This is a genomic window from Nocardia brasiliensis ATCC 700358, from assembly GCF_000250675.2.
In the GTDB taxonomy this organism is placed as follows: Bacteria; Actinomycetota; Actinomycetes; order Mycobacteriales; family Mycobacteriaceae; genus Nocardia; species Nocardia brasiliensis_B.
Genome location: NC_018681.1, coordinates 7,304,417 through 7,329,443, shown reverse-complemented (window position 1 = coordinate 7,329,443; position 25,027 = coordinate 7,304,417). Strand labels below are relative to the sequence as shown.

23 protein-coding genes are annotated in these 25,027 nt (G+C 68.1%); 7 read left to right on the top strand and 16 right to left on the bottom strand.

The features are described 5' to 3' along the window. Positions 1 to 4: 4 nt before the first annotated feature. Both nadE and O3I_RS32525 read right to left on the bottom strand, forming a co-directional pair. The gene (gene nadE / locus O3I_RS32530; RefSeq protein WP_014987274.1) at positions 5 to 832 is read right to left on the bottom strand and encodes an ammonia-dependent NAD(+) synthetase; all 828 of its coding nucleotides are present in this window, start codon (positions 830 to 832) and stop codon (positions 5 to 7) included. A gap of 22 nt (positions 833 to 854) precedes the next feature. Then, a complete protein-coding gene (locus O3I_RS32525; RefSeq protein ID WP_014987273.1) occupies positions 855 to 1,478 on the bottom strand; it encodes a TetR/AcrR family transcriptional regulator in 624 nt (207 codons plus the stop codon). 123 nt (positions 1,479 to 1,601) lie between these two features. Here O3I_RS32525 and O3I_RS32520 point away from each other — a divergent pair, with 123 nt between their 5' ends. From O3I_RS32520 to nrdE, 4 genes are all read left to right on the top strand, one after another. Next, positions 1,602 to 2,171, top strand: coding sequence for an NAD(P)H-dependent oxidoreductase (locus tag O3I_RS32520; RefSeq protein ID WP_014987272.1), 570 nt, complete (start codon positions 1,602 to 1,604; stop codon positions 2,169 to 2,171). Between the two features lie 410 nt (positions 2,172 to 2,581). Next, positions 2,582 to 2,815: a redoxin NrdH gene (locus O3I_RS32515; protein WP_014987271.1), complete on the top strand. Its 234-nt coding sequence runs from the start codon at positions 2,582 to 2,584 to the stop codon at positions 2,813 to 2,815. A gap of 35 nt (positions 2,816 to 2,850) precedes the next feature. After that, on the top strand, positions 2,851 to 3,360 hold the full coding sequence (gene nrdI, locus O3I_RS32510) for a class Ib ribonucleoside-diphosphate reductase assembly flavoprotein NrdI (RefSeq protein ID WP_014987270.1): 510 nt from the start codon (positions 2,851 to 2,853) through the stop codon (positions 3,358 to 3,360). Positions 3,361 to 3,422: 62 nt separating this feature from the next. Continuing rightward, positions 3,423 to 5,504, top strand: a complete 2,082-nt coding sequence (gene nrdE, locus O3I_RS32505; RefSeq protein ID WP_014987269.1) for a class 1b ribonucleoside-diphosphate reductase subunit alpha — start codon at positions 3,423 to 3,425, stop codon at positions 5,502 to 5,504. Here the strand turns inward: nrdE and O3I_RS32500 are convergent. After that, entirely contained in the window at positions 5,435 to 5,851 is a 417-nt protein-coding gene (locus O3I_RS32500) for a hypothetical protein (RefSeq protein WP_014987268.1), read from the bottom strand. The genes nrdE and O3I_RS32500 overlap by 70 nt on opposite strands. 37 nt (positions 5,852 to 5,888) lie before the next feature. After that, positions 5,889 to 7,133 carry an AAA family ATPase gene (locus O3I_RS32495; RefSeq protein WP_014987267.1) on the bottom strand — a complete coding sequence of 415 codons (1,245 nt, stop codon included), beginning with the start codon at positions 7,131 to 7,133 and terminating at the stop codon, positions 5,889 to 5,891. Positions 7,134 to 7,380: 247 nt separating this feature from the next. Between O3I_RS32495 and O3I_RS32490 the strand changes: the two genes are divergently transcribed. Further along, positions 7,381 to 7,728, top strand: coding sequence for a hypothetical protein (locus tag O3I_RS32490; RefSeq protein ID WP_014987266.1), 348 nt, complete (start codon positions 7,381 to 7,383; stop codon positions 7,726 to 7,728). Positions 7,729 to 7,737: 9 nt separating this feature from the next. On the opposite strand, the gene O3I_RS32485 is transcribed toward O3I_RS32490, so the two are convergent. The 7 genes from O3I_RS32485 to O3I_RS32455 form a co-directional block, all read right to left on the bottom strand. Continuing rightward, on the bottom strand, positions 7,738 to 8,766 hold the full coding sequence (locus O3I_RS32485; protein ID WP_014987265.1) for an S-adenosylmethionine:tRNA ribosyltransferase-isomerase: 1,029 nt from the start codon (positions 8,764 to 8,766) through the stop codon (positions 7,738 to 7,740). Beyond that, the gene (locus O3I_RS32480; protein WP_014987264.1) at positions 8,763 to 9,458 is read right to left on the bottom strand and encodes an SDR family NAD(P)-dependent oxidoreductase; all 696 of its coding nucleotides are present in this window, start codon (positions 9,456 to 9,458) and stop codon (positions 8,763 to 8,765) included. Before O3I_RS32480 ends, O3I_RS32485 begins: the two co-directional genes overlap by 4 nt. A gap of 110 nt (positions 9,459 to 9,568) precedes the next feature. Beyond that, on the bottom strand, positions 9,569 to 11,728 hold the full coding sequence (ligA, locus tag O3I_RS32475) for an NAD-dependent DNA ligase LigA (protein WP_051066801.1): 2,160 nt from the start codon (positions 11,726 to 11,728) through the stop codon (positions 9,569 to 9,571). 131 nt (positions 11,729 to 11,859) lie between these two features. Next, positions 11,860 to 12,963 carry a methionine synthase gene (locus tag O3I_RS32470; protein ID WP_014987262.1) on the bottom strand — a complete coding sequence of 368 codons (1,104 nt, stop codon included), beginning with the start codon at positions 12,961 to 12,963 and terminating at the stop codon, positions 11,860 to 11,862. A 144-nt stretch (positions 12,964 to 13,107) separates the two neighbouring features. Next, positions 13,108 to 14,229: a tRNA 2-thiouridine(34) synthase MnmA gene (gene mnmA / locus O3I_RS32465; RefSeq protein ID WP_014987261.1), complete on the bottom strand. Its 1,122-nt coding sequence runs from the start codon at positions 14,227 to 14,229 to the stop codon at positions 13,108 to 13,110. Then, entirely contained in the window at positions 14,229 to 15,458 is a 1,230-nt protein-coding gene (locus O3I_RS32460) for a cysteine desulfurase family protein (RefSeq protein WP_014987260.1), read from the bottom strand. Before O3I_RS32460 ends, mnmA begins: the two co-directional genes overlap by 1 nt. 143 nt (positions 15,459 to 15,601) lie before the next feature. Continuing rightward, entirely contained in the window at positions 15,602 to 17,011 is a 1,410-nt protein-coding gene (locus O3I_RS32455) for a lipase family protein (RefSeq protein ID WP_014987259.1), read from the bottom strand. A gap of 421 nt (positions 17,012 to 17,432) precedes the next feature. Here O3I_RS32455 and O3I_RS32450 point away from each other — a divergent pair, with 421 nt between their 5' ends. Further along, complete coding sequence (locus tag O3I_RS32450) at positions 17,433 to 18,623, top strand: PucR family transcriptional regulator (protein ID WP_014987258.1); 1,191 nt, start codon at positions 17,433 to 17,435, stop codon at positions 18,621 to 18,623. Positions 18,624 to 18,691: 68 nt separating this feature from the next. Here the strand turns inward: O3I_RS32450 and O3I_RS32445 are convergent, their stop codons facing one another. The 3 genes from O3I_RS32445 to O3I_RS32435 form a co-directional block, all read right to left on the bottom strand. Then, on the bottom strand, positions 18,692 to 19,729 hold the full coding sequence (locus tag O3I_RS32445; RefSeq protein ID WP_014987257.1) for a lysophospholipid acyltransferase family protein: 1,038 nt from the start codon (positions 19,727 to 19,729) through the stop codon (positions 18,692 to 18,694). Next, positions 19,726 to 20,601 (bottom strand): GNAT family N-acetyltransferase, encoded by an 876-nt coding sequence (locus O3I_RS32440; RefSeq protein ID WP_014987256.1) that lies wholly within the window; start codon positions 20,599 to 20,601, stop codon positions 19,726 to 19,728. Before O3I_RS32440 ends, O3I_RS32445 begins: the two co-directional genes overlap by 4 nt. 267 nt (positions 20,602 to 20,868) lie before the next feature. Continuing rightward, on the bottom strand, positions 20,869 to 22,161 hold the full coding sequence (locus O3I_RS32435) for an NAD(P)/FAD-dependent oxidoreductase (RefSeq protein WP_014987255.1): 1,293 nt from the start codon (positions 22,159 to 22,161) through the stop codon (positions 20,869 to 20,871). 111 nt (positions 22,162 to 22,272) lie between these two features. On the opposite strand from O3I_RS32435, the gene O3I_RS32430 reads away from it, so the two are divergent. Next, on the top strand, positions 22,273 to 23,130 hold the full coding sequence (locus O3I_RS32430; RefSeq protein ID WP_014987254.1) for a LysR family transcriptional regulator: 858 nt from the start codon (positions 22,273 to 22,275) through the stop codon (positions 23,128 to 23,130). Positions 23,131 to 23,197: 67 nt separating this feature from the next. On the opposite strand, the gene O3I_RS32425 is transcribed toward O3I_RS32430, so the two are convergent. Together O3I_RS32425 and O3I_RS32420 are read right to left on the bottom strand one after the other, a co-directional pair. Next, positions 23,198 to 24,154, bottom strand: coding sequence for an electron transfer flavoprotein subunit alpha/FixB family protein (locus O3I_RS32425; protein WP_014987253.1), 957 nt, complete (start codon positions 24,152 to 24,154; stop codon positions 23,198 to 23,200). Between the two features lie 33 nt (positions 24,155 to 24,187). After that, the gene (locus tag O3I_RS32420) at positions 24,188 to 24,973 is read right to left on the bottom strand and encodes an electron transfer flavoprotein subunit beta/FixA family protein (protein WP_014987252.1); all 786 of its coding nucleotides are present in this window, start codon (positions 24,971 to 24,973) and stop codon (positions 24,188 to 24,190) included. Positions 24,974 to 25,027: the final 54 nt, after the last annotated feature.

The window sequence follows — 25,027 nt, the reverse complement described above, 5'->3', positions numbered from 1 at the left end:
GACGCTATTCGCGCCACCAGGTATCGAGCGGGGTCACCGGGACGGCGCGCTTGTGCCGGGTGGCGCGGAAGATGGACTCGATCCGCTCGGCGACCTCGGCGGTGACGTCCGCGCCCTCGAGATAGTCGTCGATCTCGCGGTAGGTGAGGCCGAGCGCCTCCTCGTCGGGCAGAGCGGGCCGGTCGTCCTCCAGATCCGCGGTCGGGACCTTGGACCACACGCTCGCCGGTGCGCCCAGCTCTTGCAGCAGTGCCGCGCCCTGCCGTTTGGTCAGGCCGGTGAGCGGGGTCAGGTCCACGCCGCCGTCGCCGTACTTGGTGAAGAAGCCGGTCACCGCCTCGGCCGCGTGGTCGGTGCCGACCACCAGCAGGTTCTCCTGTCCCGCCAGGGCGTACTGGATCACCATCCGTTCGCGCGCCTTGATATTGCCGCGCACGAAGTCGCGCAGCTTGTCGATCTTCAACGCGGAGGCCACCTCGCCCGCGGCCGCGTTCGCGCTGGGTCGCACGTTCACCGACACCGACTTGTCCGGCTGGATGAAACGCAGCGCGGTGCGCGCGTCGGCCTCATCGGCTTGGACGCCGTAGGGCAGCCGCACCGCCAGGAAGGTGGCGTCCGCGCCGTCGGCCCGCAGTTCCTCGACGGCCAGCTGACACAGCCGCCCGGCCAGCGAGCTGTCCTGACCGCCGCTGATGCCGAGCACGAAACCCTTTGCGGGAGTAGCGTTCAGATAGTCCTTCAGGAAGTCGACCCGGCGCCGCACCTCGGCTTTCGGTTCGATACTCGGCTGAACGCCCAATTCCGCAATGATCTGTTCGCGCAGGTTCCGCATGCCAGCCCACTCTACTGACTGTTCATCCCGAAACAACGCGGCGAACCAAGGCTTCCCAGTTGTCCCCGATCTGTTCGCGGCTGTACCCCTGGGTGTGCATCTGGTGCATGACCAGCGCCGAGCCCAGCGCCGCGACCAGGCTGTCGGCGAGCAGCGGAATCTCGCCCGGTACGCCCGCCTCCCGCAGCAGCATCGCCACGTGCGCCTTGAGCAGCAGATAGGGCGCGCCGGAAAACCGCTCGCCGGCCTCGCCGACCTCAGCGGCGCGATACAGCTCGCCTTCCACGTCGATGTCGAGCAACCGGGCCCGGCCGAACGCGACGAGCCGGTCGGCCGGCGGCGCGCCGGGGCCCAGCGGGGGCGGGCCGAACATGAACGCGTGCTGGAACTTTCGCTCCGAATGGTCGAGTAGCGCCAGCAGTAGCCCGGATCGATTGCCGAACCGGCGGAAGACGGTGCCCTTGCCGACGCCGGCCCGTTTGGCGAGTGCGTCCATGGTGAGACTGTCGACGTCGTGCTCGCGGACCAACTGCTGCGCGGCGTCGAGCAGCAGCTGCCGATTGCGCGCGGCGTCGGCGCGTTCGGTGGGCTCGGCCGTGCCGGGGAGCGGCGCGCCGATGCCGAGCAGCGGTCGGCCTTCGGGCATCGGGATATCCGAAGTGGGGTAGCTCACAGCACTCACGCAGTCTCCGCGGGAAGTAATCGGACCGTGGTCCGGTTAGTGTCAGGTGAAAGTTCGGACACCACACTCAGTACACCAGGAGTCGTCATGGGACAGACCCGCATCCTCGCTCTCGTCGGTAGCCTCCGTGCCGCGTCGATCAATCGACGACTGGCCGAGACCGCTGCCCTCACTGCCCCCGAGGGCGTAGAGGTCACGCTCTACGAGGGTCTCGCCGATATTCCTTTCTACAACGAAGACCTCGATATCGAGGGAGCCGTGCCCGCGCAGGCGCAGGCCCTGCGCGATGCGATCGCCGCGGCCGACGGTCTGCTGATCGTGACGCCCGAATACAACGGCACGCTGCCCGGCGTGTTGAAGAACGCGATCGACTGGGCCTCGCGCCCATACGGCGCGGGCGCGATCAAGGCCAAGCCGACTGCCGTGATCAGCGCCTCGATCAGCCCGCGCGCCGCCCAGTGGGCGCATGGCGACACGGTCAAGTCGCTCGGGGTGGCCGGCGCCGTGGTCGTGGAGGCCGCGCATCTGCGCTTCGCCACGATCGGCGAGCGGTTCGCCGCGACACACCCGCGCGAAGACGCGGAAGCGCTGACCGAGCTCGCGGCCTCGGTGCACGAGTTGGTGGAGGCGGCGCGCGGCCAACTCGCCACCGTGTAAGCTTCCCGTCCGGTCTCGAAGAGGGCCATCTCTCCCGGTAGAGGTGGCCCTCTTCGCTTGTCCCGAGGGTTTGCTGGATATCAGCTACGGTACGGAATTGTGATCTGCACCACGGCCGTGTCGGGTTGCGAATCGAGTGTCCAGGTACTTACCGCCTTCGAATTTCATCCTTGTGACTCGCAACATGTCGTGTTGTATGAATCTGTCGGCCACTAGGTGTAGTGTCTTCGGTACTGGAAGACGGCATGACATCCCGCCCTGCGTACCTCGGCCCGAAGGGGCTGAGCAGGAGGTTCGAGGCCAGATCCAGGAGTTTGCGCAGCAACTCGGATCGTGCATTGCAGGTCGGTCGAAATGACCGGCATACGGATCACAGGCTGTGGATCAGGCACAAGGAGAGAGGGACCTCAATGACCGTCACCGTGTACACCAAGCCCGCTTGCGTCCAGTGCAATGCCACCTACAAGGCCCTCGACAAGGCCGGGGTGGACTACGAGGTGATCGACATCTCGGAGAACGAGGAGGCCCGTGACTACGTCATGGCCCTCGGTTACCTGCAGGCTCCGGTCGTGGTGGCCGGTGAGGATCACTGGTCCGGCTTCCGGCCCGACCGGATCAAGTCGCTCGCGACCGTCGCGGCCTGACGCCGCGCCGTTCCTCCGAGAGAGGTGAGGTGAGCGTGTCCGGCAACGACGATCGCTCGAGCACCGAACCCGGCGCACTGGTCTACTTCTCCAGCGCCTCGGAGAACACGCACCGCTTCGTCGAGAAGCTGGGTATCCCGGCGACTCGCATTCCATTGCATACCGCCGACTCGCTGCGCGTCGACGAGCCCTACGTGCTGATCGTCCCCACCTACGGGGGCGGTCGGCACGTGCTCGACGCGCAACGGCCGAACAGCATCAGCGGTCACCGATCCGACAAGGATTTCGTGCCGCGCCAGGTCGCCAAGTTCCTCAACGATCCGCACAACCGCGCGCTGCTGCGCGGCGTGGTCGCGGCGGGTAACACGAACTTCGGCGACACCTACTGCTATGCGGGTGAGGTGATCTCGCGCAAGTGCGGGGTGCCCTACCTGTATCGCTTCGAACTCATGGGAACCGCCGAGGACGTCGAGCGCGTCCGAGAGGGATTGGGATTGTTTTGGCAACAACAACGACAGCACCGACCGGAAAAACGGCTCGCTTAGAGCAGCCACCGGTCCGCAATGCCGAGACAGGCGAGGTACTCGACTACCACGCCCTCAATGCGATGCTGAACCTGTACGGCCCGAACGGTGAGATCCAGTTCGACAAGGACCGGGAGGCGGCGCACCAGTACTTCCTGCAGCACGTCAACCAGAACACCGTCTTCTTCCACAACCTGGACGAGAAGCTGGACTACCTGGTCGACGAGAACTACTACGAGTCCGAGGTGCTCGAGCAGTACAGCCGCGGGTTCATCAAGAAGCTGTTCCAGCAGGCCTACGCCAAGAAGTTCCGGTTCCCCACCTTCCTCGGCGCGTTCAAGTACTACACCTCGTACACGCTGAAGACCTTCGACGGCAAGCGCTACCTGGAACGGTTCGAGGATCGCGTCTGCATGGTCGCGCTCACCCTCGCCGCCGGCGACGAGGTGCTCGCGGGCAAGCTGGTCGACGAGATCATCGACGGCCGTTTCCAGCCCGCCACCCCCACCTTCCTCAACTCGGGCAAGAAGCAGCGCGGCGAGCCGGTGTCCTGCTTCCTGCTGCGCATCGAGGACAACATGGAGTCCATCGGGCGCTCCATCAACTCCGCGCTGCAGCTGTCCAAGCGCGGCGGCGGGGTCGCGTTGCTGCTCAGCAACATTCGTGAGCACGGCGCGCCGATCAAGAAGATCGAGAACCAGAGCTCGGGCGTCATCCCGATCATGAAGCTGCTGGAGGACTCGTTCTCCTACGCCAACCAGCTCGGCGCGCGCCAGGGCGCGGGCGCGGTGTACCTGCACGCGCACCACCCCGACATCTACCGGTTCCTGGACACCAAGCGGGAGAACGCGGACGAGAAGATCCGCATCAAGACCCTCTCGCTGGGCGTGGTGATCCCCGACATCACCTTCGAGCTGGCGAAGAAGAACGAGGACATGTACCTGTTCTCGCCGTACGACGTGGAGCGCATCTACGGCAAGCCGTTCGCCGATATCGACGTCACCGAGAAGTACTACGAGATGGTCGACGACAAGCGGATCCGCAAGTCGAAGATCAAGGCGCGCGAGTTCTTCCAGACCATCGCCGAGCTGCAGTTCGAATCCGGCTACCCGTACATCATGTTCGAGGACACGGTGAACCGGGCGAACCCGATCGCGGGCAAGATCACCCACTCCAACCTGTGCTCGGAGATCCTGCAGGTCTCCACGCCGTCGGTGTTCAACGACGACCTGTCCTATGCCAAGGTGGGCAAGGACATCTCGTGCAACCTCGGCTCGCTGAACATCGCCAAGACGATGGACTCACCCGATTTCGCGCAGACCATCGAGACGTCCATCCGGGCGCTGACCGCGGTCTCGGATCAGACGCACATCTACTCGGTGCCCTCGATCGAGCAGGGCAACAACGAGTCGCACGCGATCGGCCTCGGTCAGATGAACCTGCACGGGTACCTGGCCCGCGAGCGGGTGCACTACGGCTCCGAAGAGGGCATCGACTTCACCAACATCTACTTCTACACCGTGGTCTACCACGCGATCCGGGCGTCGAACCTGATCGCGCAGGAGCGCGGCACCTACTTCGGCGGCTTCCCGGAGTCGAAGTACGCCAGCGGTGAGTACTTCGACAAGTACACCGAGCAGGTGTGGGAGCCGAAAACCGAGCGGATCGCGCGGCTTTTCGCCGACGCCGGGGTGCACATCCCGACCCAGGACGACTGGCGGGCGCTGAAGGCGTCGGTCATGGCGCACGGCATCTACAACCAGAACCTGCAGGCGGTCCCGCCGACCGGGTCGATCTCCTACATCAACCACTCCACCAGTTCCATCCACCCGGTGGCGTCGAAGATCGAGATCCGCAAGGAAGGCAAGATCGGCCGCGTCTACTACCCGGCGCCCTACCTCGACAACGACAACCTCGAGTACTACGACGACGCCTACGAGATCGGCTACGAGAAGATCATCGACACCTACGCCGCGGCCACCCAGCACGTGGACCAGGGCCTGTCGCTGACCCTCTTCTTCAAGGACACCGTCACCACCCGCGACCTCAATCGCGCCCAGATCTACGCCTGGCGCAAGGGCATCAAGACCCTCTACTACATCCGCCTGCGCCAAATGGCGCTGGAGGGCACCGAAGTAGAAGGCTGCGTCTCCTGCATGCTGTAACCCCCGACCACCCGAAAGCCCCGATGCCGCAAGTGTGCGATCGACCAGCTCTGCGGATTGCGCGGCGAGTAGACCACGTCGATGAGGTCGCCGATCGACGGCCAAGCATTGACGTCCCAGGCGAAACGCCCGTAGACGACCGCGCCGGAGACCGAGGGCCCGGTCAGGTTGCCGGTGATGGTCACGTACTGCTCGCCCTGGGCGTCCGGGCGTGGGCTCACGCCGGTGACGTAGAGCGTGCCCGCTTCCGCCTGCGTGGGCCGGAAGCCGCCGCGGCCGCGCAGATAGAGCACGACCATCCCCGCCACCGCGAGGACCATGATCAGCAGCATTCCGAATTCGAGCATGTGCCCATGCTATTGCCTCGCCGGCGCTGCTCCGGCGCTACACCGCGGCGAGTTCGCTGGTGCCGTGGTCGGTGCGCCGGACCTGCCACACCACGCTGCGCGTGCGCGCCGAACGCCCGTTGCCGCGATCGATCAGGGCCCGATTGTTGGTGGTGTACACGAGTTGGGCGCCGCGCGAATTGGTTTCGGGGTTCTGGAAGAGCTGGATCAGGCGATCGGTTTCCTCCGCGGGCAGGTGCGCGCCGATATCGTCGACGGCCAGGACCCGGCCCGCATCGAGGGCATCCAGCATGGTCGGCAGGACGCGCAGCAGCGAGACCGTCGCGGTGGATTCGTCGGCGAGGTCGAACGGGTTGTCGATGCCGTCGTGCACCAGACCGAGGCCGACGCCGCGCCGGGCCACCATCCGGGCGTACAACGCGTCCCTGGCGGATTTCATGTTGGTGAGTTCGCGTTCGAGCAGCACCGGCGTGACGCCGCCCTCCCGCAGCAGCCGGTCGGCGAAGTCCGCCGAGGTGGCGCACAGTTCGATCTGCTTGCCGATCGCCGCGATATCGGCATCCAGGTCGCGCAGGTAGTCGGCGTACATCGGATCGTGCTCGGCGAGCAGCAGATCGGTGATCCCGAGTTCGGCGGTGCGCAGCAGCATCAGCAGCCGCGCGGCGTTCTCCGGCGAGCGGGACAGGTGCCCGCCGAGGCGGTGCGCGACGGCGTCGGTATCGGCCGGGCCGCGCTGGACCTCGAGCATGGACTCGAACCAGCGATAGGCGGGCACCAGCGCGTCCGCGTACATCTGTCCGGCCAGGCTGAGCAGCAAGGCATTCGGGCGGACCAGCGGCACCAGTGCGGCGATGCCGTAGCGCGCCGCCTCGAACATCGGCCCGATCTTGATCTGTTCCCCGTTGCGCTCGAACACGATTCGCTTACGCGAACGCGGCTGGGTGTACAGCCACTCGGCCGTCACGTCGGCGTTGTCCAGGCGGAAGCCGTAGGTGTAGGGCACGCCCTCGGCCACGAAGCTCGCCACGAATTCCGAAGGGCGGTCCGCGAATCCGAGATGCGGCGTGCGCACCGGGCCGGCATAGGGATCCCACCCGGTGACCGAATGCAGCACCGCGTCGCGCATCTGTGCGAGCGCGTCGATCAGATTGGTCTTGCCCGCCGCCGCGGTGCCGTGGATCGCGGTGACCGGTACCGCCACCGGCCCACTCCCCTTGGTGAGCCGCAACTCCTGCTCGTCGGCCAGCGATCTGTGATTGGTCACCTGAAAACTGCGCAGCATCCCGCCATCCTGTCGTCCGGCGGCTCGTGCCACGACGGCAGGGGCGCGGCCGCCACCGCCGTGAACCAAAGAAATCCATAGCTATTGCACATAAGCAAAGCTTGACGGGCCATGCGTCCGTTGAACGACCACGCGACCTGCCCCGATCGCCCGACAAACCCCCTGGTGCCGGGTTAGCATGCTGGACGCCGCGGCACCCCGCGGCCATACGCAGGAAACGCTCGAAACCGATGGGTAGTGATCAGGTATGACGGTTCGTCGCCTTGTTGTCCGAAGCTCCGTCGCCGCCGCGCTCGCCCTCGGGTCGATCGCGGTCGTCGCACCGCACGCGGCCGCCGACACGTGTAGCGACGGCACCGCGCGCATCTTCTTCGCCAACGCCGAGCCCGCGTGCGTGACCGGCACGACCAGCTACCGCACCCAGACGATCGCGAAGGTGTGCTCGATGCCGGGCGCCGACGTGGTCGCCGAGGCCACCTTCCCGAAGCTGCGGGGGAAGGCGGTCACCCAGCGACTCGAACTGACCAACGGCACCTGTGGCCGCTTCGAGATCATGACCCAGGAAAGCGCCACCGTCTCCGTCACCCAGAACTAGTCGCTCGCGCTACCCCAGCAGCAGGGCGCTGTCGCCGAACTCGTGCCACAGGTATCCCGTCTCCAGTGCCGCCGCGTAGGCCGCGTCGACCGTGGCCTGCCCCGCCACCGCGACGAGCAGGTCGAGGTGGGAAGCGCCCGGCGCATGCCAGCCCGTGATCAGCCCGTCCACGACGCGGGCGGGCCGCCGCGCGCCGAGGACCAGCTCGGTCCAGCTGTGCACCGGATGTACGACTCCCGCGGCGTCACCGGCGGTTTCGAGCGCCCGGGTCACCGTGGTGCCGACCGCGATGACGCGCCCGCCCGCCGCCTTGGTGTCGTTCACCCGGCGCGCAGTCGACGCCGAAACGGTGAGCCGCTCCGGGCTCGGCGGCTCCCCCGCCTCGGGTGACGAGACACCGGTGTGCAAGGTGATCGGTGCGAAACCGATACCGGCCGCGACCAGGTCGAGCACCAGTCGCTCGGTGAACGGCCTTGCCGCGCTGGGCATCTCCGCGCTACCCGGCACCCGGCCGAACACCGTTTCGTAGTAGGACGGCGACCATCGTTGCGGCACATACGAATAGGTGATCGGGTAGCCGTAGACCGCGAACAGCTGTCTCGGGTCGGCGGTGAGGTCGGCCACCCAGAGCCGGCGACCGCCCGGCAGCCACGGCGACCGCAGCGTGGCGCGCACGCCGTCCGGCAGCCTGATCACCGCGCCCGCCGAAAGTTCTTCCGCCGGAAAGGGAGTGCGGGCGGTGGTGCGCACCTCGACCACCCAGCCGCCGTCGTCCAGCCAGGTCGCGAAGTGCAGCGCCATCGGCCGATCGTCGAGCCTGCCGTCCACCGCGGCGGCCAGCGTCGCCGAATTGTTCACCACCACAAGGTCACCGGGACGCAGCTGCCGTGGCAATTCGCGGAACCGGGCGTGCGTGAGGCTCGCCCCTGCGACGAGCAGCCGGACCTCGTCCCGGGCCAGCCCGCGCGCCTCCGGCGGGGCGACCGCATTGCGTTCGGGCGGGAGAACGAACCGCGGCCGGTCGATGAGCACGGTCATGACCGGTGCCCCACCGCGAAATCGGCGGCGGCGTAGCGCCCGTTCTTCGGTTTCTCGTCGAGCAGCCGCAGCAGCGCTGGGACCACGGTCTCGGGCTCGGGACGGTCGGAGATGTCGTCACCGGGAAAGGCCGCCTGGTGCATCGCGGTCCGCATATCGCCCGGATCGAACGCGTAGATCGACAACTGCGGATGCTCGGCGCCCAGGATCACGGTGAGCTGGTCGAGCGCCGCCTTCGACGAACCGTAGCCGCCCCATTCCGGATACGGCTCGAGCGCCGCGTCCGAACTGAGGTTCACCACGCTGCCGTCCGCCGCCAGCAGCGGCAGCGCGAACTGCACTACGGCGAGCGGCGCGATCACATTGGTCCGGTACACCAGCTCGAGTTCGTCGAGCGGATAGTCGGCGAGGCGGACCAGCGGACTCGGTCCGAGCGCGCTCGCGTTGTTCACCACCAGCGCTAGTTCTCCTGCGCCACTGGCCACTTCGGCCAGCTCCGCACGATGCGCCGGATCGGTCACATCGCCGGGGACCGCGACGAAGGCGGGCCCGAGCTCAGCGGCCACTCGGGCGAGCCGTTCGGCGTCCCGGGCCGTCCCGAGCACCCGCCAGCCCCGATGTACGAGCGAGCGGGCGAGCGCCCGGCCGAATCCGGCGGAGGCGCCGGTGATCAGTGCGGTACGACGAGCCATGATGACCTCCTGGTAGTGCCCTACCAGTCGATCCTCATACCTCGAGATAGGTTGAGGTCAAGGGAGCGGCGGCGAGTAACTCGCACGCCGGGTGAATCCGGCTGTCCTGCTTACCCTTCCGTCTCGGACTCGATTTCGGACTGCGGCGTCACCGCGTCCGGCCCCGCCTCCAGCAGCAGCCGGAACCCGTCCTCGTCGAGGATCGGCACCCCGAGTTCCTCCGCCTTGGCCGCCTTCGAGCCCGGCGCATCACCGATCACCACGAACGCGGTCTTCTTCGACACCGAACCCGCCGCCTTGCCGCCGCGCACCAGAATGGCCTCCTTCGCGCCGTCGCGGGAGAACCCGTCCAGCGAGCCGGTGACGACGATGGACAGCCCTTCGAGCGTGCGCTCGATGGACTCGTCGCGCTCGTCGGCCATCCGCACGCCCGCGGCGCGCCACTTGCCGACGATCGCGCGATGCCACTCGACGGTGAACCATTCCGCGACCGCCGCCGCGATGGTGGGTCCGACCCCGTCGGCGGCGGCCAGCTCCTCGGCCGAGGCGTCCTGGATCCGATCGAGACTGCCGAACTCCCGCGCCAGAACCCTTGCGGCAGTGGGCCCGACATGCCGGATCGACAACGCCACGAGCACCCGCCACAGCGGCCGGCTCTTGGCCGCGTCCAGGTTGTCCAGGAGGCGGCGGCCGTTCGCGGACAACCCGCCGTCCTTGTTGGCGAACAGTGTGGTCGCCAGCAGACGGGATTCATCGAGGTCGAACAGATCACCCTCGTCGGTGATCACGCCCGACTTCAACAGATCGTTCGCCGCCTCGTACCCGAGCGACTCGATATCGAACGCGCCGCGCCCGGCCACGTGGAACACCCGCTCACGCAGCTGGGCTGGACAGAACTGCTGGTTCGGGCAGCGGATATCGGCGTCGCCCTCCTTCTGCGGGGCCAATTCGGTGCCGCAGGCCGGGCAGTGCGTCGGCATCACGAACGCGCGCTCCGCGCCGGTGCGCGCGTCCACCACCGGGCCGAGCACCTCGGGGATCACGTCGCCCGCCTTGCGGATGGTGACCGTGTCGCCGATGAGCACGCCCTTGCGTTCGACCTCCGACGCGTTGTGCAGCGTGGCCATCGAGACCGTCGACCCCGCGATGGACACCGGCTCCATCACCGCGAACGGGGTGACCCGGCCGGTGCGACCGACGTTCACCTCGATGTTGAGCAGCTTGGTGGTCGCCTCCTCGGGCGGATACTTGTAGGCGATCGCCCAGCGTGGCGCGCGCGAGGTGGACCCGAGCCTGCGCTGCAGGGCCATCTCGTCGATCTTGATGACCTGGCCGTCGATCTCGTGCTCGATATCGTGGCGATGCTCGCCCCAGTACGCGACCCGTTCGATGACGGCGTCGATGCCCTGCACCAGCTTGGTGTGGTCGGACACCGGCAGGCCCCAGGCCGCCAGCGCCCGATAGGCCTCGTGCTGCGAGGCCGGGGCATAGCCCTCGATGCGGCCGAAGCCGTGGCAGATCATCCGCAGCCGGCGGCGGGCGGTGACCGCCGGGTCCTTCTGCCGCAGTGAGCCGGCCGCGGTGTTGCGCGGATTGGCGTACGGCGGTCTGCCGTCGGCCACGATGGCCGCGTTGAGCGTCTCGAAGTCCTCGAGGCGCATGTACGCCTCGCCGCGCACCTCGAGCAACGCCGGGATCGGGAACTCGGCGCTGGGCGTCAGCTCACCCGGGATGTCCTCGATGGTGCGCGCGTTGAGCGTGACGTCCTCGCCCGTGCGCCCGTCACCGCGGGTCGCGCCGCGCACCAGCCGCCCGTTCTCGTACACCAGGTTCAGCGCGACGCCGTCGATCTTCACCTCGCACAGATAGTGCAGATCGGGCCCGGTCTCGGCCTCGACGCGGCTCGCCCAGGTGCGCAGCTCGTCGAAGTCGAACACGTTGTCCAGCGACAGCATCCGCTCCAGGTGGTCGACCGCGGTGAAGTCGGTCGCGAACCCGCCGCCGACCAGCTGGGTCGGCGAATCCGGGGTAAGTAGATCGGGGTGCTGTTCCTCCATGGCCTGCAGGCGGCGCAGCAGCGTGTCGAACTCGCCGTCGGTGATGATCGGCGAATCGCGCACGTAGTAGCGGAACTGATGCTCGCGCACCTCGTCCGCCAACTGCTGCCACCGCACGCGTTGCTCGGCCGTCGCCGGGGCGGGCGCGTTCGTGTCGTTGTCCACCGCACTGCTGTCACTCACCCAACGCACATTAGCCGAGCCCACCGACATCACACGGCAGTGTTCGCGCACGTCGCGGCCCCGCGTCGGCCAATTTTCGGGCGGACTCAGCGCCGCGCCGCGCGGTTATGCGTCGCGCCACACCGCGTCACTGCGGCGCGCTCCGTCACCGCACCCGCATCTCACTCGAAGGTGAGGGACTCCGGGTCCTCCGCGTAGGCGCGGGCGACCTCGGCGGCGCGGCTCAGGGCCTGGCGGGCCCAGGTCAGCGGTGCGTTGCCCAGGCCGCACGCCGGGCTGACCAGGATCTGGGTCGCCAGGGTCGCGCGGGGGAAGCCGAGCCGATCGACCAGGCGGACACCGGGTTCGGCGAGCGCGCGCCAGCCCGGCATGACGGCGGACGCAGTGGTGGGCACCGCACCGAGTACCAGATGTTTGCCGGCGTCGAGCAACTCGCCCACCGGGTCGAGTTCCTTCGTGCCGATCGTGGCCAGATCGAATCCGATTGCGGCCGCGCTGGTTCGGCGCAGGAAGCCGAGCGCGGGCGGGGCGGCACAGCTGTGCAGCAGCACCGGCGCGGACTGCGCCGCGAGCACCGCGTCGAGTGTGGCGAGCGCTTCGGGTTCCGGCATGGCGCGCACCGTGTCCAGCACGCTCACACCGCGCAACGACCCGTCGAGCACCGCGGTCAGCGACGGTTCGTCCACCTGCAGCAGCACTTGCGCGCCGAGCCGTCTGCGCACCTCGGCGACGTGCTCACGCAGCCCCTCGGCGAGCGACGCCGAAAGGTCGCGCAGCGCACCGGAATCGGTGAGCACCAGGTGCCCGTGCGGCAGTTCCACCTGCGCCGCCAACGTCAGCGGGCCCGCGACCTGTAGCTTGATCGGCCCGCTCGAACCCGTTGTCTCCCAGACTTCTTCGAGCGCGTCGAGGTCGGCCCGCAGCAGATCGCGGGCCCGCCTGGACAGCGCGCCCGGCCGCGGCGCGAGTCGGTAACCGCGGGTTGTGGTGTCGAAGCGCATGTCCACCAGCAGGGCCGACATGCGCCCGATCAGGTCCGCGCCCGCGCCCCGGCCGGGCAGCTCCGCCAGGTGCGGTAGCTCCGGCAGCTCGCCGAGGATGGTCGCGGCGGCTTCCCGCGGGTCGGTGCCCGGCCACGAACCGACACCCGTCGCCGTGCCGCCGTGCAGGATCGGGCGAGCCGCGGCCTTGCCGTCGGCTTCGCTGTCGCGTCCCTCGCCCGTGCCGTCCTGATACACCGTTGCCCGTTTCCGTCGGTCGATCATCGTGTGCGCACACCGGTCCCCGATGCGCTCCGATCATTGTGCGCGCCTAGCGGATTCACCGAGGCGCCGCGGTCCGGCGCGGCACATCCCGCCGGTGCGGCACCGAGGTGGCGCGCCGGCACCCCACCGTCCCGGCGGCTCGAATCATCGTGTCGCGGCGGCGGCTTCGCTGTTCGCGGCGGTGCTGTCCGCCCCGCCGGTACCGGAGATGGTGCCGCTGCCGATCACTTCGTCACCCAGCTCGTCGGGGCGGTACAGCACGACCGCCTGACCGCGGGCGACACCGGTCAGCGGTGCGCGCAAACGCACCGCGAGCCCGGTACCGACGGCCTCGGCGACCGCGGGCGCGGTGCCGCCGTGCGCGCGCACCTGCGCGACGCACTCGATCGGCCCCTCGGGCGCGGTGCCCGAGGTCCAGATGGCCCGCTCGGCGTCGACGGTCCACACCTGGAGGTCCTCGGCCGAGCCGACCCGGACGGTGCCGGAATCGGGATCGATGCCCGTCACGTAGCGCGGCTTGCCGTCGGCGGCCGGCCCCGGCAGGCCGAGACCCTTGCGCTGGCCGATCGTGAACCCGTGCACGCCTTCGTGTTCGCCGAGCACCTGCCCGTCGGCGTCGACCACCGCGCCGGGCCGGATGCCGATCTTCGCGCCGAGGAAGGCGCGGGTGTCACCGGAGGGAATGAAGCAGATGTCATGGCTGTCCGGCTTGTTCGCGACGGCCAGCCCGCGCTCGGCGGCCTCCTCGCGGATCCGCGGCTTCGGGGTGTCGCCCACCGGGAACATGGCGCGCGAGAGCTGCTCGGCGTTCAGTACGGCGAGCACGTAGGACTGGTCCTTGTCGGCGTCCACGGCCCGGCGCAGCACGCCGTCGTCGAGGCGCGCGTAGTGCCCGGTGACCACGGCGTCGAAGCCGAGCGCCACCGCGCGGTCGGCCAGCGCCGAGAACTTGATCTTCTCGTTGCAGCGCAGGCACGGGTTCGGCGTCTCCCCCGCCGCGTAGGCGGCGACGAAATCGTCGATCACGTCTTCCTTGAAGCGGTCCGCGAAATCCCAGACGTAGAACGGGATGCCGAGCACGTCGGCGGCGCGCCGGGCGTCGCCCGCGTCCTCCTTCGAGCAGCAACCCCGCGACCCGGTCCGCAGCGTGCCGGGCGTCGCGGACAGTGCCAGATGCACGCCGACCACCTCGTGACCCGCGTCGACCGCACGCGCCGCCGCCACCGCCGAATCGACACCACCACTCATCGCGGCGAGTACCCGCATCAAACACCTCCCTTCGCACCGGCCAGACCCGCGGCCCTGGCCCGCTGCACCACCTGGGGCAGCACCTCCAACAATCGGTCCACCTCGGCGCGGGTCGAGGTGTGCCCCAACGAGAATCGCAACGAGCCGCGGGCCTGCCACGGTTCGACGCCCATGGCGATCAGCACGTGACTCGGCGACGCGACACCGGCGGTGCACGCCGAGCCGGTCGAGCATTCGACTCCGGCCGCGTCGAGCAGCATCAGCAGCGAATCACCTTCGCAGCCGGGGAACGTGAAGTGCGCGTTGCCGGGCAGTCGTCGTTCGCCGGGCGCGCCGTTGAGTACCGCGTCCGGCTCGATGGCCTGGACGCCGTCGATCAGGCCGTCCCGCAGGGCGGTCAGTTCCGCGGTGCGCGTGGGCAATTCGCGCACCGTATGGCGTAGCGCGGTGGCCAGGCCGACCGCCGCGGCGATATCGGAGGTCCCGGAACGCAAGTCGCGCTCGTGCCCGCCGCCGTGCAGCAGTGGCACGCAGGGCACCTCCCGGCCCAGCAGCAGCACACCGATGCCGTGCGGGCCGCCGACCTTGTGCCCGGCGAAACTCGCCGCCGAGAGGTTGCTCGCGGCGAAATCGATCGGCAGCTGGGCCGCGGCCTGCACCGCGTCGCTATGCATGGGCACGCCGAATTCCTGTGCCACGGAGGCCAATTCGCCGATCGGCTGGATGCTGCCGACCTCGTTGTTCGCCCACATCACGGTGACCAGCGCGACATCGCCGGGGTCGGCGGCGAGCGCGGCGCGCAGCGTGCGCGGCGAGACCACACCCTCGGCGTCCACCGGCAGCCAGGTCACCCGCGCGCCCTCGTGCTGTTCCAGCCACTCGACCGCGTCGATCACCGCGTGGTGCTCGATCGAGCTCGCGATGATCCGGGTCCGGCGCGGCTCGGCATCGCGGCGCGCCCAGTAGATGCCTTTGACCGCCAGGTTGTCGCTCTCGGTACCGCCGGAGGTGAAGATGACCTCCGAGGGCCGGGCGCCCAGATCGGCGGCGATCGATTCGCGCGCCTCCTCCAGCGTGCGGCGGGCAGCACGGCCCGAGCCGTGCAGCGACGACGCGTTCCCCACCAGCCCGAGCGCAGCCGTCATCGCCTCGATGGCGGCAGGCACCATCGGGGTGGTGGCCGCATGATCGAGGTAGACCGTCTGGGGCGCCGCACTGTGCTCCGGACCCGAAAAACCCGCCATCATGACCTAGAAAGCCTATCCCAGCGTTGACCTGCGTATCTGCGGGGTGTCCCCCAGTGAGCTATGACTCACCTATCAACCAGAACCCGGCGACGGTGTCCGGCTATTCCCGGCAGGCGTGTCCGCGCACGCGGTCGACGACTGGTTCAGTTCCCGATCGGGTACTGGAAAACGGCGGGGACGAAGGTGGCGACCTTGCGCAGCCATTCGGGCCACGTCGCCGGGTCCAGCGCCATCGATCCGACGTCGTTGAAGACGCAGCCCTGCTGCACCGGCACCCCGTCGAAGCGGTCCTTCAGCCAGGTGGTCTCCTTGGCCCACGCGATCGCCAGCAGCGAGAAGTGCTCGCTGAAGTTGTCGCGCATGTATTCGACGCGGGCGTTCGGGTCCTCGCAATAATGCGCGTAAAGGTCGTTGACCGGGCCGACCGGAACAATCCAGTCGGGATTGGCCTGGAACATGAAGACCGGCATATCGGGAGTCGAGTGGCCCATCCGCAGCTTCTCGAACACCGCGGCGGGCACCGGATCGCTGAACACGTCCGGGCTGTCGAACAAGCCCGGCAGGTTCACGAACGGCAGCACCGCGGCCGACCACAGACAGAACGGGGCCTTCACCGCGGCCATCGCTTTGCCGAAGCCGTTCATGTGCTGGTCGTAATACTGTGCCAGTTCCGGATATTCGCGCGCGGCCGACAGCATGCCCGACAGCAGCAGGCCGGAGCCGGCATTATTGCTGGCCAGCTTGATCATCCGGACCAGGTCGGCGGGTATGCCGCCCATCGCCGAACCGACGACATTGAGTTCCGGTGCGTAGGACGCCTTGAGTTCGGCCGCGTGACCGGTGGCGATGGCACCGCCGGAATAACCGAGCAGACCCACCTTGGTGGCGGCGCCTTCGAGTCCGAGCAGATCGAAGTTCTCCGCGGCGCGGATGCTGTCCAGCGTGATCCGCGCGTTGAGCGGGCCCGCGCCGAAGGCCATGTCGGGGCCGTCGTAATCGGGCATGTTCAGGGCCCAGCCCAGGCCGACCGTGGTGATCGCGTTGATGAACTCGACCGGAATATTCAGCGCTCCGGTGATATTCGGCGGCACGGAGGCCAATTGCAGCACGTAGGACGGTGAACAGTATTTCGCGCTGGAGTCCGGGGCGAATTGATAGGAGAGCAGATTGCGTGGCACACCATTGTTGTCGCCGCGCGGTTTCACCACGGTGGTGACCGCCGCGACGGGTTCGTCCCTGGTGTTGGTGGAACGGAAGGACAACTGCCAGGCGTCGACGTTGTACGGCAGCACCGAATACAGCGAGACGTGGACCTCGCGCGCCGCGATGATCTCGCCGGGTTTCTTGGCGGCCACGACGGCCGGGTCCGGTTCGTAGAACGCCGGATCGAATTCCGGCGGCGTCGGCGGGATGGGAAAGGGCAGTACCGGCTGCACCGGAACCGGTTCGGCCGCCACGGTACCGGCGGTGGCGACCAGGCTGACCGCGCACAACACCGCGAACGGCACGGTCGACCACCGGCGCAACAGATACCGCAATCCGACGACACGCATGGCGCACTCCTCGACAAGAGATCACACGACGAAACGATCAGTGTTAGGGCGAAACATCCGCCGAGATTGCCGACTCGATGCTGTTTTCGTTCGATCACGCACCGAACCCGGATCTCCACGAAAACAGCGAGTCACTCACCTCGACGCCTGCGATGCGGTGCAATGTATCACTATGAGTAGCCCCACATTCGCTATGCGCTTGTGTCGTACTCCATCAATTCCAAACCACCCGGTTTGCATCGTCAATCGGCACCCCGCCGAAAAAGGGCCACCGGCACTCGCCACTGTGCACAATCCGTCCAGGTGCGATCGTCCGGATCTTTCGTGGCCGACGCCGCCGACGAGGCGAAGCGGCCGCCGCGCGCACCTGAATGTGATGATTCGAGCAGCACGTTTTCCGACTCTGCCGAAGTAGGGGTGAATGCCGGTGCCGCACCGTGAGGACGCCGAGAACGCGGCCGCGCCCGACGCGGTGCTCGACCGCCTGCACGCCTTCGCTGCCGCCTTGATCAGCGAATTCACCGTCGGAGCCGCGCCATACGACCAGTTGTCGCCCACCCTGATGGACGCGGACTTCCGGCCCGGCGCGGAACTGAATGTCGACCTGTTCTTCGAGTTCGCGCGCACCGGCGTCGAGCCGACCGAGGCCGAGACGCAACCGCTGGTGGACCGGGCGGTGGGCCTCGTCCGGCAAGGCATGGAACTCACCGAAGCGATGACCAACTATCGCCTGGGTGTGTCGTTCCTGTGGTCGCAGCTGATGCAGAAGTGGTCGGCCGAGCAGGAGTCACCGCTGCCCGCGGCGTTGCCCTTTCAGCTCAACGACTATCTGGGCCTGATCACCACCCGGATCGCCGCCGCGGTGGTCGAGGACATCCGCCAACCTCGCTGGGACATCATCGAACGCCATCGGGAGATCGCCGACGCCCTGCTCAACGGGCGCGATCCGGTCGAGTGGGCGACCGGCCAGGACATCGCGATCGCCGCCGCGTTCCTGATCGCCGTGGTGCGTCTAGGCGACCCGAGCCCCGGCTCGGTCACATTGCTGCGCAACACCTTTCACGCCATGCCTGGCGCTTTTCTGCGCCGCGACGGCGGCGGCTGGACCGCGCTCATCCCGTACGACACCGCCGTCGAGGAAGACGCCGCGGTCTCCGCGCTGGCGGCACAGCTCACCGCGATCTCGGCCGGGCGGCCGCAGCTGTGGATCGGTGTCGCGGCGGCGGTGCGCCATGCCGACATCCCCGCCGCCTACGCGGAAGCACAGGCCGTGGCGGAGGTCGCGCGGAGCACCCACTGGCCCGAGTTGGTCTGCCGTCGGCAGGCGATGATGTTCGAATACCTGGTCGCGACGGCGAGACCGGCCAGGACCGCGCTGGTCGGCCTGCTCGAACCGCTCGCGGATCAGCCGGTGCTGCGCGAAACCCTCGGCCTGTTCATCGACCGCGACTTCAACCAGAACGCGGTGGCCCGCGAGATGTTCGTGCACCGCAACACGATCACCTACCGGCTGAACCGGGTCGCCGAACTCACCGGACTCGATCCGCAACGCCCGTCGGGCATCGCGACGCTCATGGCCGCACGCATCGCCGAATCACTCGGCACGCCGTAGTCGCTCCCCCACCGGGAACGACAAAGAGCGGCAAGGGTTTTCCCTGCCGCTCCCGTCGATCGATCGAGCTATCCGGCGACCGCTTCCGCCCGGCGCGCGCGCCCGCGCAGCAGCGGGAGCCTGCGGACCGGCCTGCGTACCTCGGGTGCGTCCGAGGCGACGGACGGGTCCTGGACCCGGGTCGATCCGGCCTCGATCCAGACCGTGGCGTCGAGCGCGCCGTGCCGCGACAGCTCCGTGCCGCGCACCGCGGCCGCGCACCGCCGCGCCAGATCCCGCCGGTCGGTGCCCGGCTGCTGCAGCGGCTCGAGCACCACCTCGGCGACCATGCCGCGCGAGCGGAGCACCCGCTTGGCCGACGACGCGAAGGTGTCCTCACCCACGAATCCCGGGACCGTGCACTGCTTTCCGTGCCGGTCCAGGTAACGCAACCGGACCGGCTGCACCGCGGTCCCGGTGTCGACCGCGGCCTGGAACAGCGCGGGCCGCATGCTGCCGTACGCGCGGCCGCACCAGGTGGTGCCCTCGGGGAACACCGCGATCCGCTCACCCGCCGCGAGCCGGGCGCCGATCTGCGCGACCACTCCGGGCAGCGCACGCAGCTTCTCCCGCTCGATCGGGATGACCCGCATCAGCGTGGCGAGTTTGCCGAGCACCGGCCAGTCGACCATATCGGCGCGGGCGACGAAGCCCAGCGGCTGCACCGCGGCCAGCGCGACGATATCGGTCCAGCCGATATGCCCGGCCACGACCATGACCCCGGCGCCCCGCTCGCCATACGCGACGGGCGCGGTGCTGCCCTCATCGACAGCGCCGCGCCCGTTCGTGTCGACCCGCCGGTCGACTATTCGCAATTCCATTCCGAGACAACTCAACAGGGTCCGCGCGTAGCCGCGCTGCAGATGTTCTCGTTTCCCTTGCGGGGTAACCAGATTCACCATCGGGAAGCTGATCAGCAGCCCGGCCACGCCGAGTAACCTGCCGAGCACGCGCCCGGTGCCGACCGCATCGATCGGCTCGATGCAGCCGGGCCCGCACGGGCTCGACGGCATCCACGAGTGCGCCTTCACTTCGGCAGGTGGTGCGTCGAACACCATGTCGCTCACCGTCCTCCGTCGAAATTGGCGGCTGCGCCCTGCAACCGCTCGAGGTAGCGGGTGTTGATAGTGTCCAGCCCGAGCAGCACGACGAAGTCGGCGACCGCGAAGTCCGGATCGTGCGCGGGCTCGCCGCAGATCTCCGCGCCCAGGCGCAAATAGCCGCGCAGCAGTGGCGGCAGCTTGGGTCGCGCGGGCGGGGTCATCTCGTCCAAGGTCTTGCCGTCCACCACGACCGGACGATAGGGCCGCACCCGATGCTCGGGATCGGAGGCGTGCCGGCCGAGCAGCAGGTCGCGCACGCCACGGACGTTCACGCCGGGCGCGTCGGCAGGCGTGTCCTGCATCGGCACGGACGCGCAGCCCATCACCCAGTCGTACCCGGTGAGCTGGATGTAGTGCAGGATGCCCGCCCACATCAGGGTGAGCACCGAACCGTTGCGATGCTCCGGCACCACACAGGCCCGGCCCATCTCCACGATCCGCCGGCCCGTCGGATCCAGTTGGGACAGTTCGAATTCCGTGGCCGTGTAGTACCCGCCCGCGGCGGCGACCTTGTCCGGCGGCAGCATGCGGTAGCAGCCGACGAACTCCTCGGTCAGATCGTCGCGCACCAGCATGTGGTCGCAGTGGTCGTCGAACCGGTCGGCGTCCAGGCCGGTGCCGTTGTCGGGAATCCGGAAACCGGGCTCGTTCGCGAACACGCCGTAACGTAGCCGCTGCGCCGCGATGCGGTGCTCGGTGTCGGAGGACACGACCAACGAGTACCGTGCTCGTTGCTCTCCGGCGTCCGTCGAGCGGGCCGGGGCGGTCAACACCGACGTGATCGCGCCCTTCGCCCCGTCGCCACCCCTGATCGAATCGCTGAGCGATGCTGTCATATCCGTGATGAAGCCAGGCTGAAGCTGCGCTGGAGCAACCTCGAAGTGTCCCCGCGATGCAGGTTCGGTGAACGAGATGCGGATCACACCGCGCGTTCATCCCGGCGTCGCACCGCGTTCGCGCCCACGCGCTGGAAACGCGACTTTCAGCCGTCGGAAGCGTTGTCCGTGAACACCATTCGAACGCGACGCGAACAACAAGAAGTCGCACCGCGAGGGGCGCGATGCGACTTCACGTCGTGTTCCGGCGGTGTGCGCCGCGAACTGTCAAGCGGCGGAGCGTTGCTCGGCGCCGACCGGTCGCTGCGCCTTGTCCACCTCGGCGAAACCGGGACGACCGGTGCCGATGAAGGCGACCAGCCAGGAGGCGACGGCGGCGAACCGGTTGCGGAAGCCGACGAGATAGAACAGGTGCACCGCGAGCCACACGAACCAGGCGAGCACGCCCCGGAAGGTGATCTTGTCGGTGAGCTTGGTGACCGCGCTGAACCGGCTGATCACCGCCATGCTGCCCTTGTCCCAGTACTTGAACGCGGTACCGGCGGGCTTCTTGCGCCGGATGATGTCGGCGGCGTGCCTGCCCTCCTGCATGGCCACCGGCGACTGTCCCGGGTAGCCGTTGAGCGAGGTCATGTCGCCGATCGCGTAGATATCGGCGTAGCCGCCGACGGTGAGGTCCGGATTGATCAGCAGCCGGCCCGCGCGGTCGGTCGCCACGCCGGTGGCCTCGGCCAGGATCTTCGCGAAACCGCCCGCCTGCACGCCCGCCGACCAGACGACCGTCTCGGCCGCGATGCCGTGCTCGACCCCGCTCTTGTCCTTGACGGTGACCTTGCCGTGCTCGATATCGGTGACGAAGGTGCCGAGCAGCACCTCGACGCCCGAGCGGGTCAACGACTTCTTCGCGTACTCCGAGAGCCCACCGCCGAACGGGGGCAGCACCTCGCCCGCGCCCTCGACCAGGGTCACCGAAACCTCTTGGTGGTAATACCGTTTCGCCAGCTCTTTGAGCTGACCCGCGACCTCGACACCGGTGGCGCCCGCGCCGACCACGACGAAGCTCAGCAGCCTGCGCCTGGTCTCCTCGTCGGCGCCCGCGGCCTCCGCGAACACCCGCTGGATCTGCGCGCGCAGCAGTTTCGCGTCATCGATGGTCTTGAGCGAGAAGGTCTTCTCGGCGAAATCGTCGCGGCCGAAATAGGACTGGCTGGCACCGGTGGCGGCGATCAGCGAACCGTAGCGGATCCGGTGCTGCGTGCCGTCCTGCTCATAAGTGACGATCGCCTTGTCCGGGTCGATGGCGACCACCTTGCCGAGGCGCACGTCGGCCTCGCGGTGCCGGCGCAGAATGCCCGCGATCGGCGGGGCGATCTCATCCGATGCCAGCACACCGGTCGCTACCTGGTACAACAGCGGTTGGAACAGGTGCTCCGGCGTGCTGGAGATCAGCACGTAATCGATACCCGACTTGGCAAGTTGCTTGGCGGCGGACAGCCCGCCGAATCCCGATCCGACGATGACAACACCCGCGGTCTCGATTCCCGCATCCACGTACTGCATGACAGCCTCCTTCTCTCATTACCAACCGTCATCCGGAAGCGAGATATTTCAGGTGTCAGGGCGCATAATGCAGATGACTCTTATCTCGATCCGTCATTAATCGGAGGCGCTGTGGAACTACGGCAGCTCACCTACTTCGTCGCCGTCTGCGAGGAGCTCAGCTTCAGCGGAGCGGCCGCACGGTGCTTTATCTCACAGTCCGCGATCAGCCATCAGATCTCCCGGCTCGAGCGCGACCTCGGCGTGCAACTGTTCGAACGCTCGACAAGATCAGTGGTACCCACCGACGCCACCGCACGGCTACTTCCCCTTGCGAAACAGATGCTGAGCCTGGAATCGGCGATCCGGGCGGCGGTGCGCACGGTGGGCCCGCGCATCCGGCTCGCCGCGAACATGTCCTTCGCGACCAGATCGCTGTCGGCCATCGCCGGCGCGCGAGCGACACACCCGGAGGCCGAGATCGAGTTCGTGATCAAACCGTTCCGGCAGCGGATCACCGCGGTCGCGGACGGCGACTGCGATCTCGCGCTCATCCGCGGCAGCGTCGATCAGCCGGGACTGGAGGTGGAGAAGTTGTGGGTAGAGGATCTGGTGATCGCGACCTCCAGCGCGCATCCGCTCGCCACCCGAGAGACGGTGACGCTGTCCGACCTGAGCCGCTATCCCCTGTTGCTGCCGCCGGAACAGGAACAAGTGCTGTTGCACACCGTGATTCGGTCCGCGTTCGCCGAGCTGCCCACCGGCCCCACCTTCGGCCCGCCGATCCCGCCCGACCACACCGCGACGCTCGAATTGATCAACCGGCCCGACGCATGGACCGTCCTCTACGCGGAAAGTTCCACCGAGGGCCTGGTCGTCCTGAAGCTGGCCGAACAGAAACTGCGCATCCCGGTCTCGGCGGTGCTGCGCAGCGACGTGCGCCGCTCACCGATCCTCACCACCTTGCTCGCCGGGTTGCACCGCAACTGATCCCGGCGCCGAGAACGCGAAAGGGCCCCGGGTGCGCACCCGGGGCCCTTTCGGCCGAATAAAGGGATCAGCCCTTGTGGGTCTTGACCGCCTCGGTCAGCTGCGGCGCCACGTTGAACAGGTCGCCGACGATGCCGTAGTCCGCGATCTCGAAGATCGGGGCCTCTTCGTCCTTGTTGACCGCGACGATGGTCTTCGAGGTCTGCATGCCGGCCCGGTGCTGGATGGCACCGGAGATGCCGAGCGCGATGTAGAGCTGCGGCGAGACCGTCTTACCGGTCTGACCCACCTGGAACTGGCCCGGGTAGTAGCCGGAGTCGACCGCGGCACGCGAGGCGCCGACAGCGGCACCCAGCGAGTCGGCCAGCGCCTCGACGACCGAGAAGTTGTCGGCGGAACCGACACCACGGCCACCGGAGACGACGATGGTCGCCTCGGTGAGTTCCGGACGGTCACCGGCGACGACCGGCTCCCGCGAGGTCACCTTGGTCACGCCGTCTTCCTGCGCGGGCACGTCGACGGTGACCTTCTCACCGGCGCCGGCCTGCGCGGACGCCTCGATGGCACCCGGGCGCACCGAGATCACCGGCACGTCGCCGGTGGCCTTGGCGTCGACGGTGAACGCGCCACCGAAGATGGAGTGCACAGCGGTGCCGTCGGACTTCACGTCGATCACGTCGACCAGCAGGCCGGAGCCGATGCGCGCGGCAAGGCGGCCCGACACCTCCTTGCCCTCGGCCGAGGCGGCGACGATGACGGCGGCAGGCGAGGCCTGCTCGGTCAGGCCGGCGAGCACGTCGACCTTCGGGGTGACCAGGAAGTTGTCCACGTCGTCGGACTCGGCGATGTAGATCTTCTCGGCGCCCGCCGCGGCCAGCGCGTCGGCCAGCTTCTCGCCGGTGCCCGCGGTGCCCAGCACCACGGCGGCCGGGGTGCCCAGGTTGCGGGCGGCGGTCAGGAGCTCGGTGCTGACCTTCTTGATCGCACCGTCCGCGTGCTCGATGAGCACAAGTACTTCAGCCATTTGTGTTCTCTCCTAAGCAGTCTCGGCGCGAAATCAGATGATCTTCTGACCGACGAGGTACTGGGCGATCTTGGTGCCGCCGTCGCCCTCGTCCGCGATCTTCTCGCCCGCGGTGCGCGGCGGCTTCGGGGTGGCCGCGCTGACCGCGCTGCCGGCGTTCGCGACGCCCACGGTCGACGGGTCGACGCCCAGGTCGGCCAGCGTGAAGGTCTGCACTTCCTTCTTCTTCGCGGCCATGATGCCCTTGAAGGACGGGAAGCGCGGCTCGTTGATCTTCTCGGTGACGCTGACGATCGCCGGGAGGGTGGCCTCCAGCTTGAACACGCCGTCGTCGGTCTCGCGCTCGCCGGTGATCTTGTCACCGTCGACGGTGAGCTTGCGCAGGTGCGTCAGCTGCGGCAGGCCCAGGTACTCGGCGATGATGGCCGGTACGGCGCCCGCGCGACCGTCGGTCGCCTCGTTGCCCGCGATGACCAGCTCGACACCCTCGACCTGGCCGAGCGCGCTCGCCAGCACCCACGCGGTCTGCACGGCGTCGGAGCCGTGGATCGCCGGGTCGTTGATGTGGATGGCCTTGTCGGCGCCCATGGACAGCGCCTTGCGGATGGCCTCGGTGGCACGGTCGGGACCGGCGGCCAGCACGGTGACCTCACCGCCCTGAGCTTCCTTGATCAGCAGCGCTTCTTCGACGGCGCGCTCGTTGATCTCGTCGAGGACGGCGTCGGCGGCTTCGCGATCGAGGGTGAAGTCACCATCGGTCAGCTTGCGCTCGGACCAGGTGTCGGGAACCTGCTTGATGAGTACGACGATGTTCGGCATCGGTCTTCGTCGACCTCCTGTTCTGGTTACACGTGTGGGTGGTCGCACGAGCGG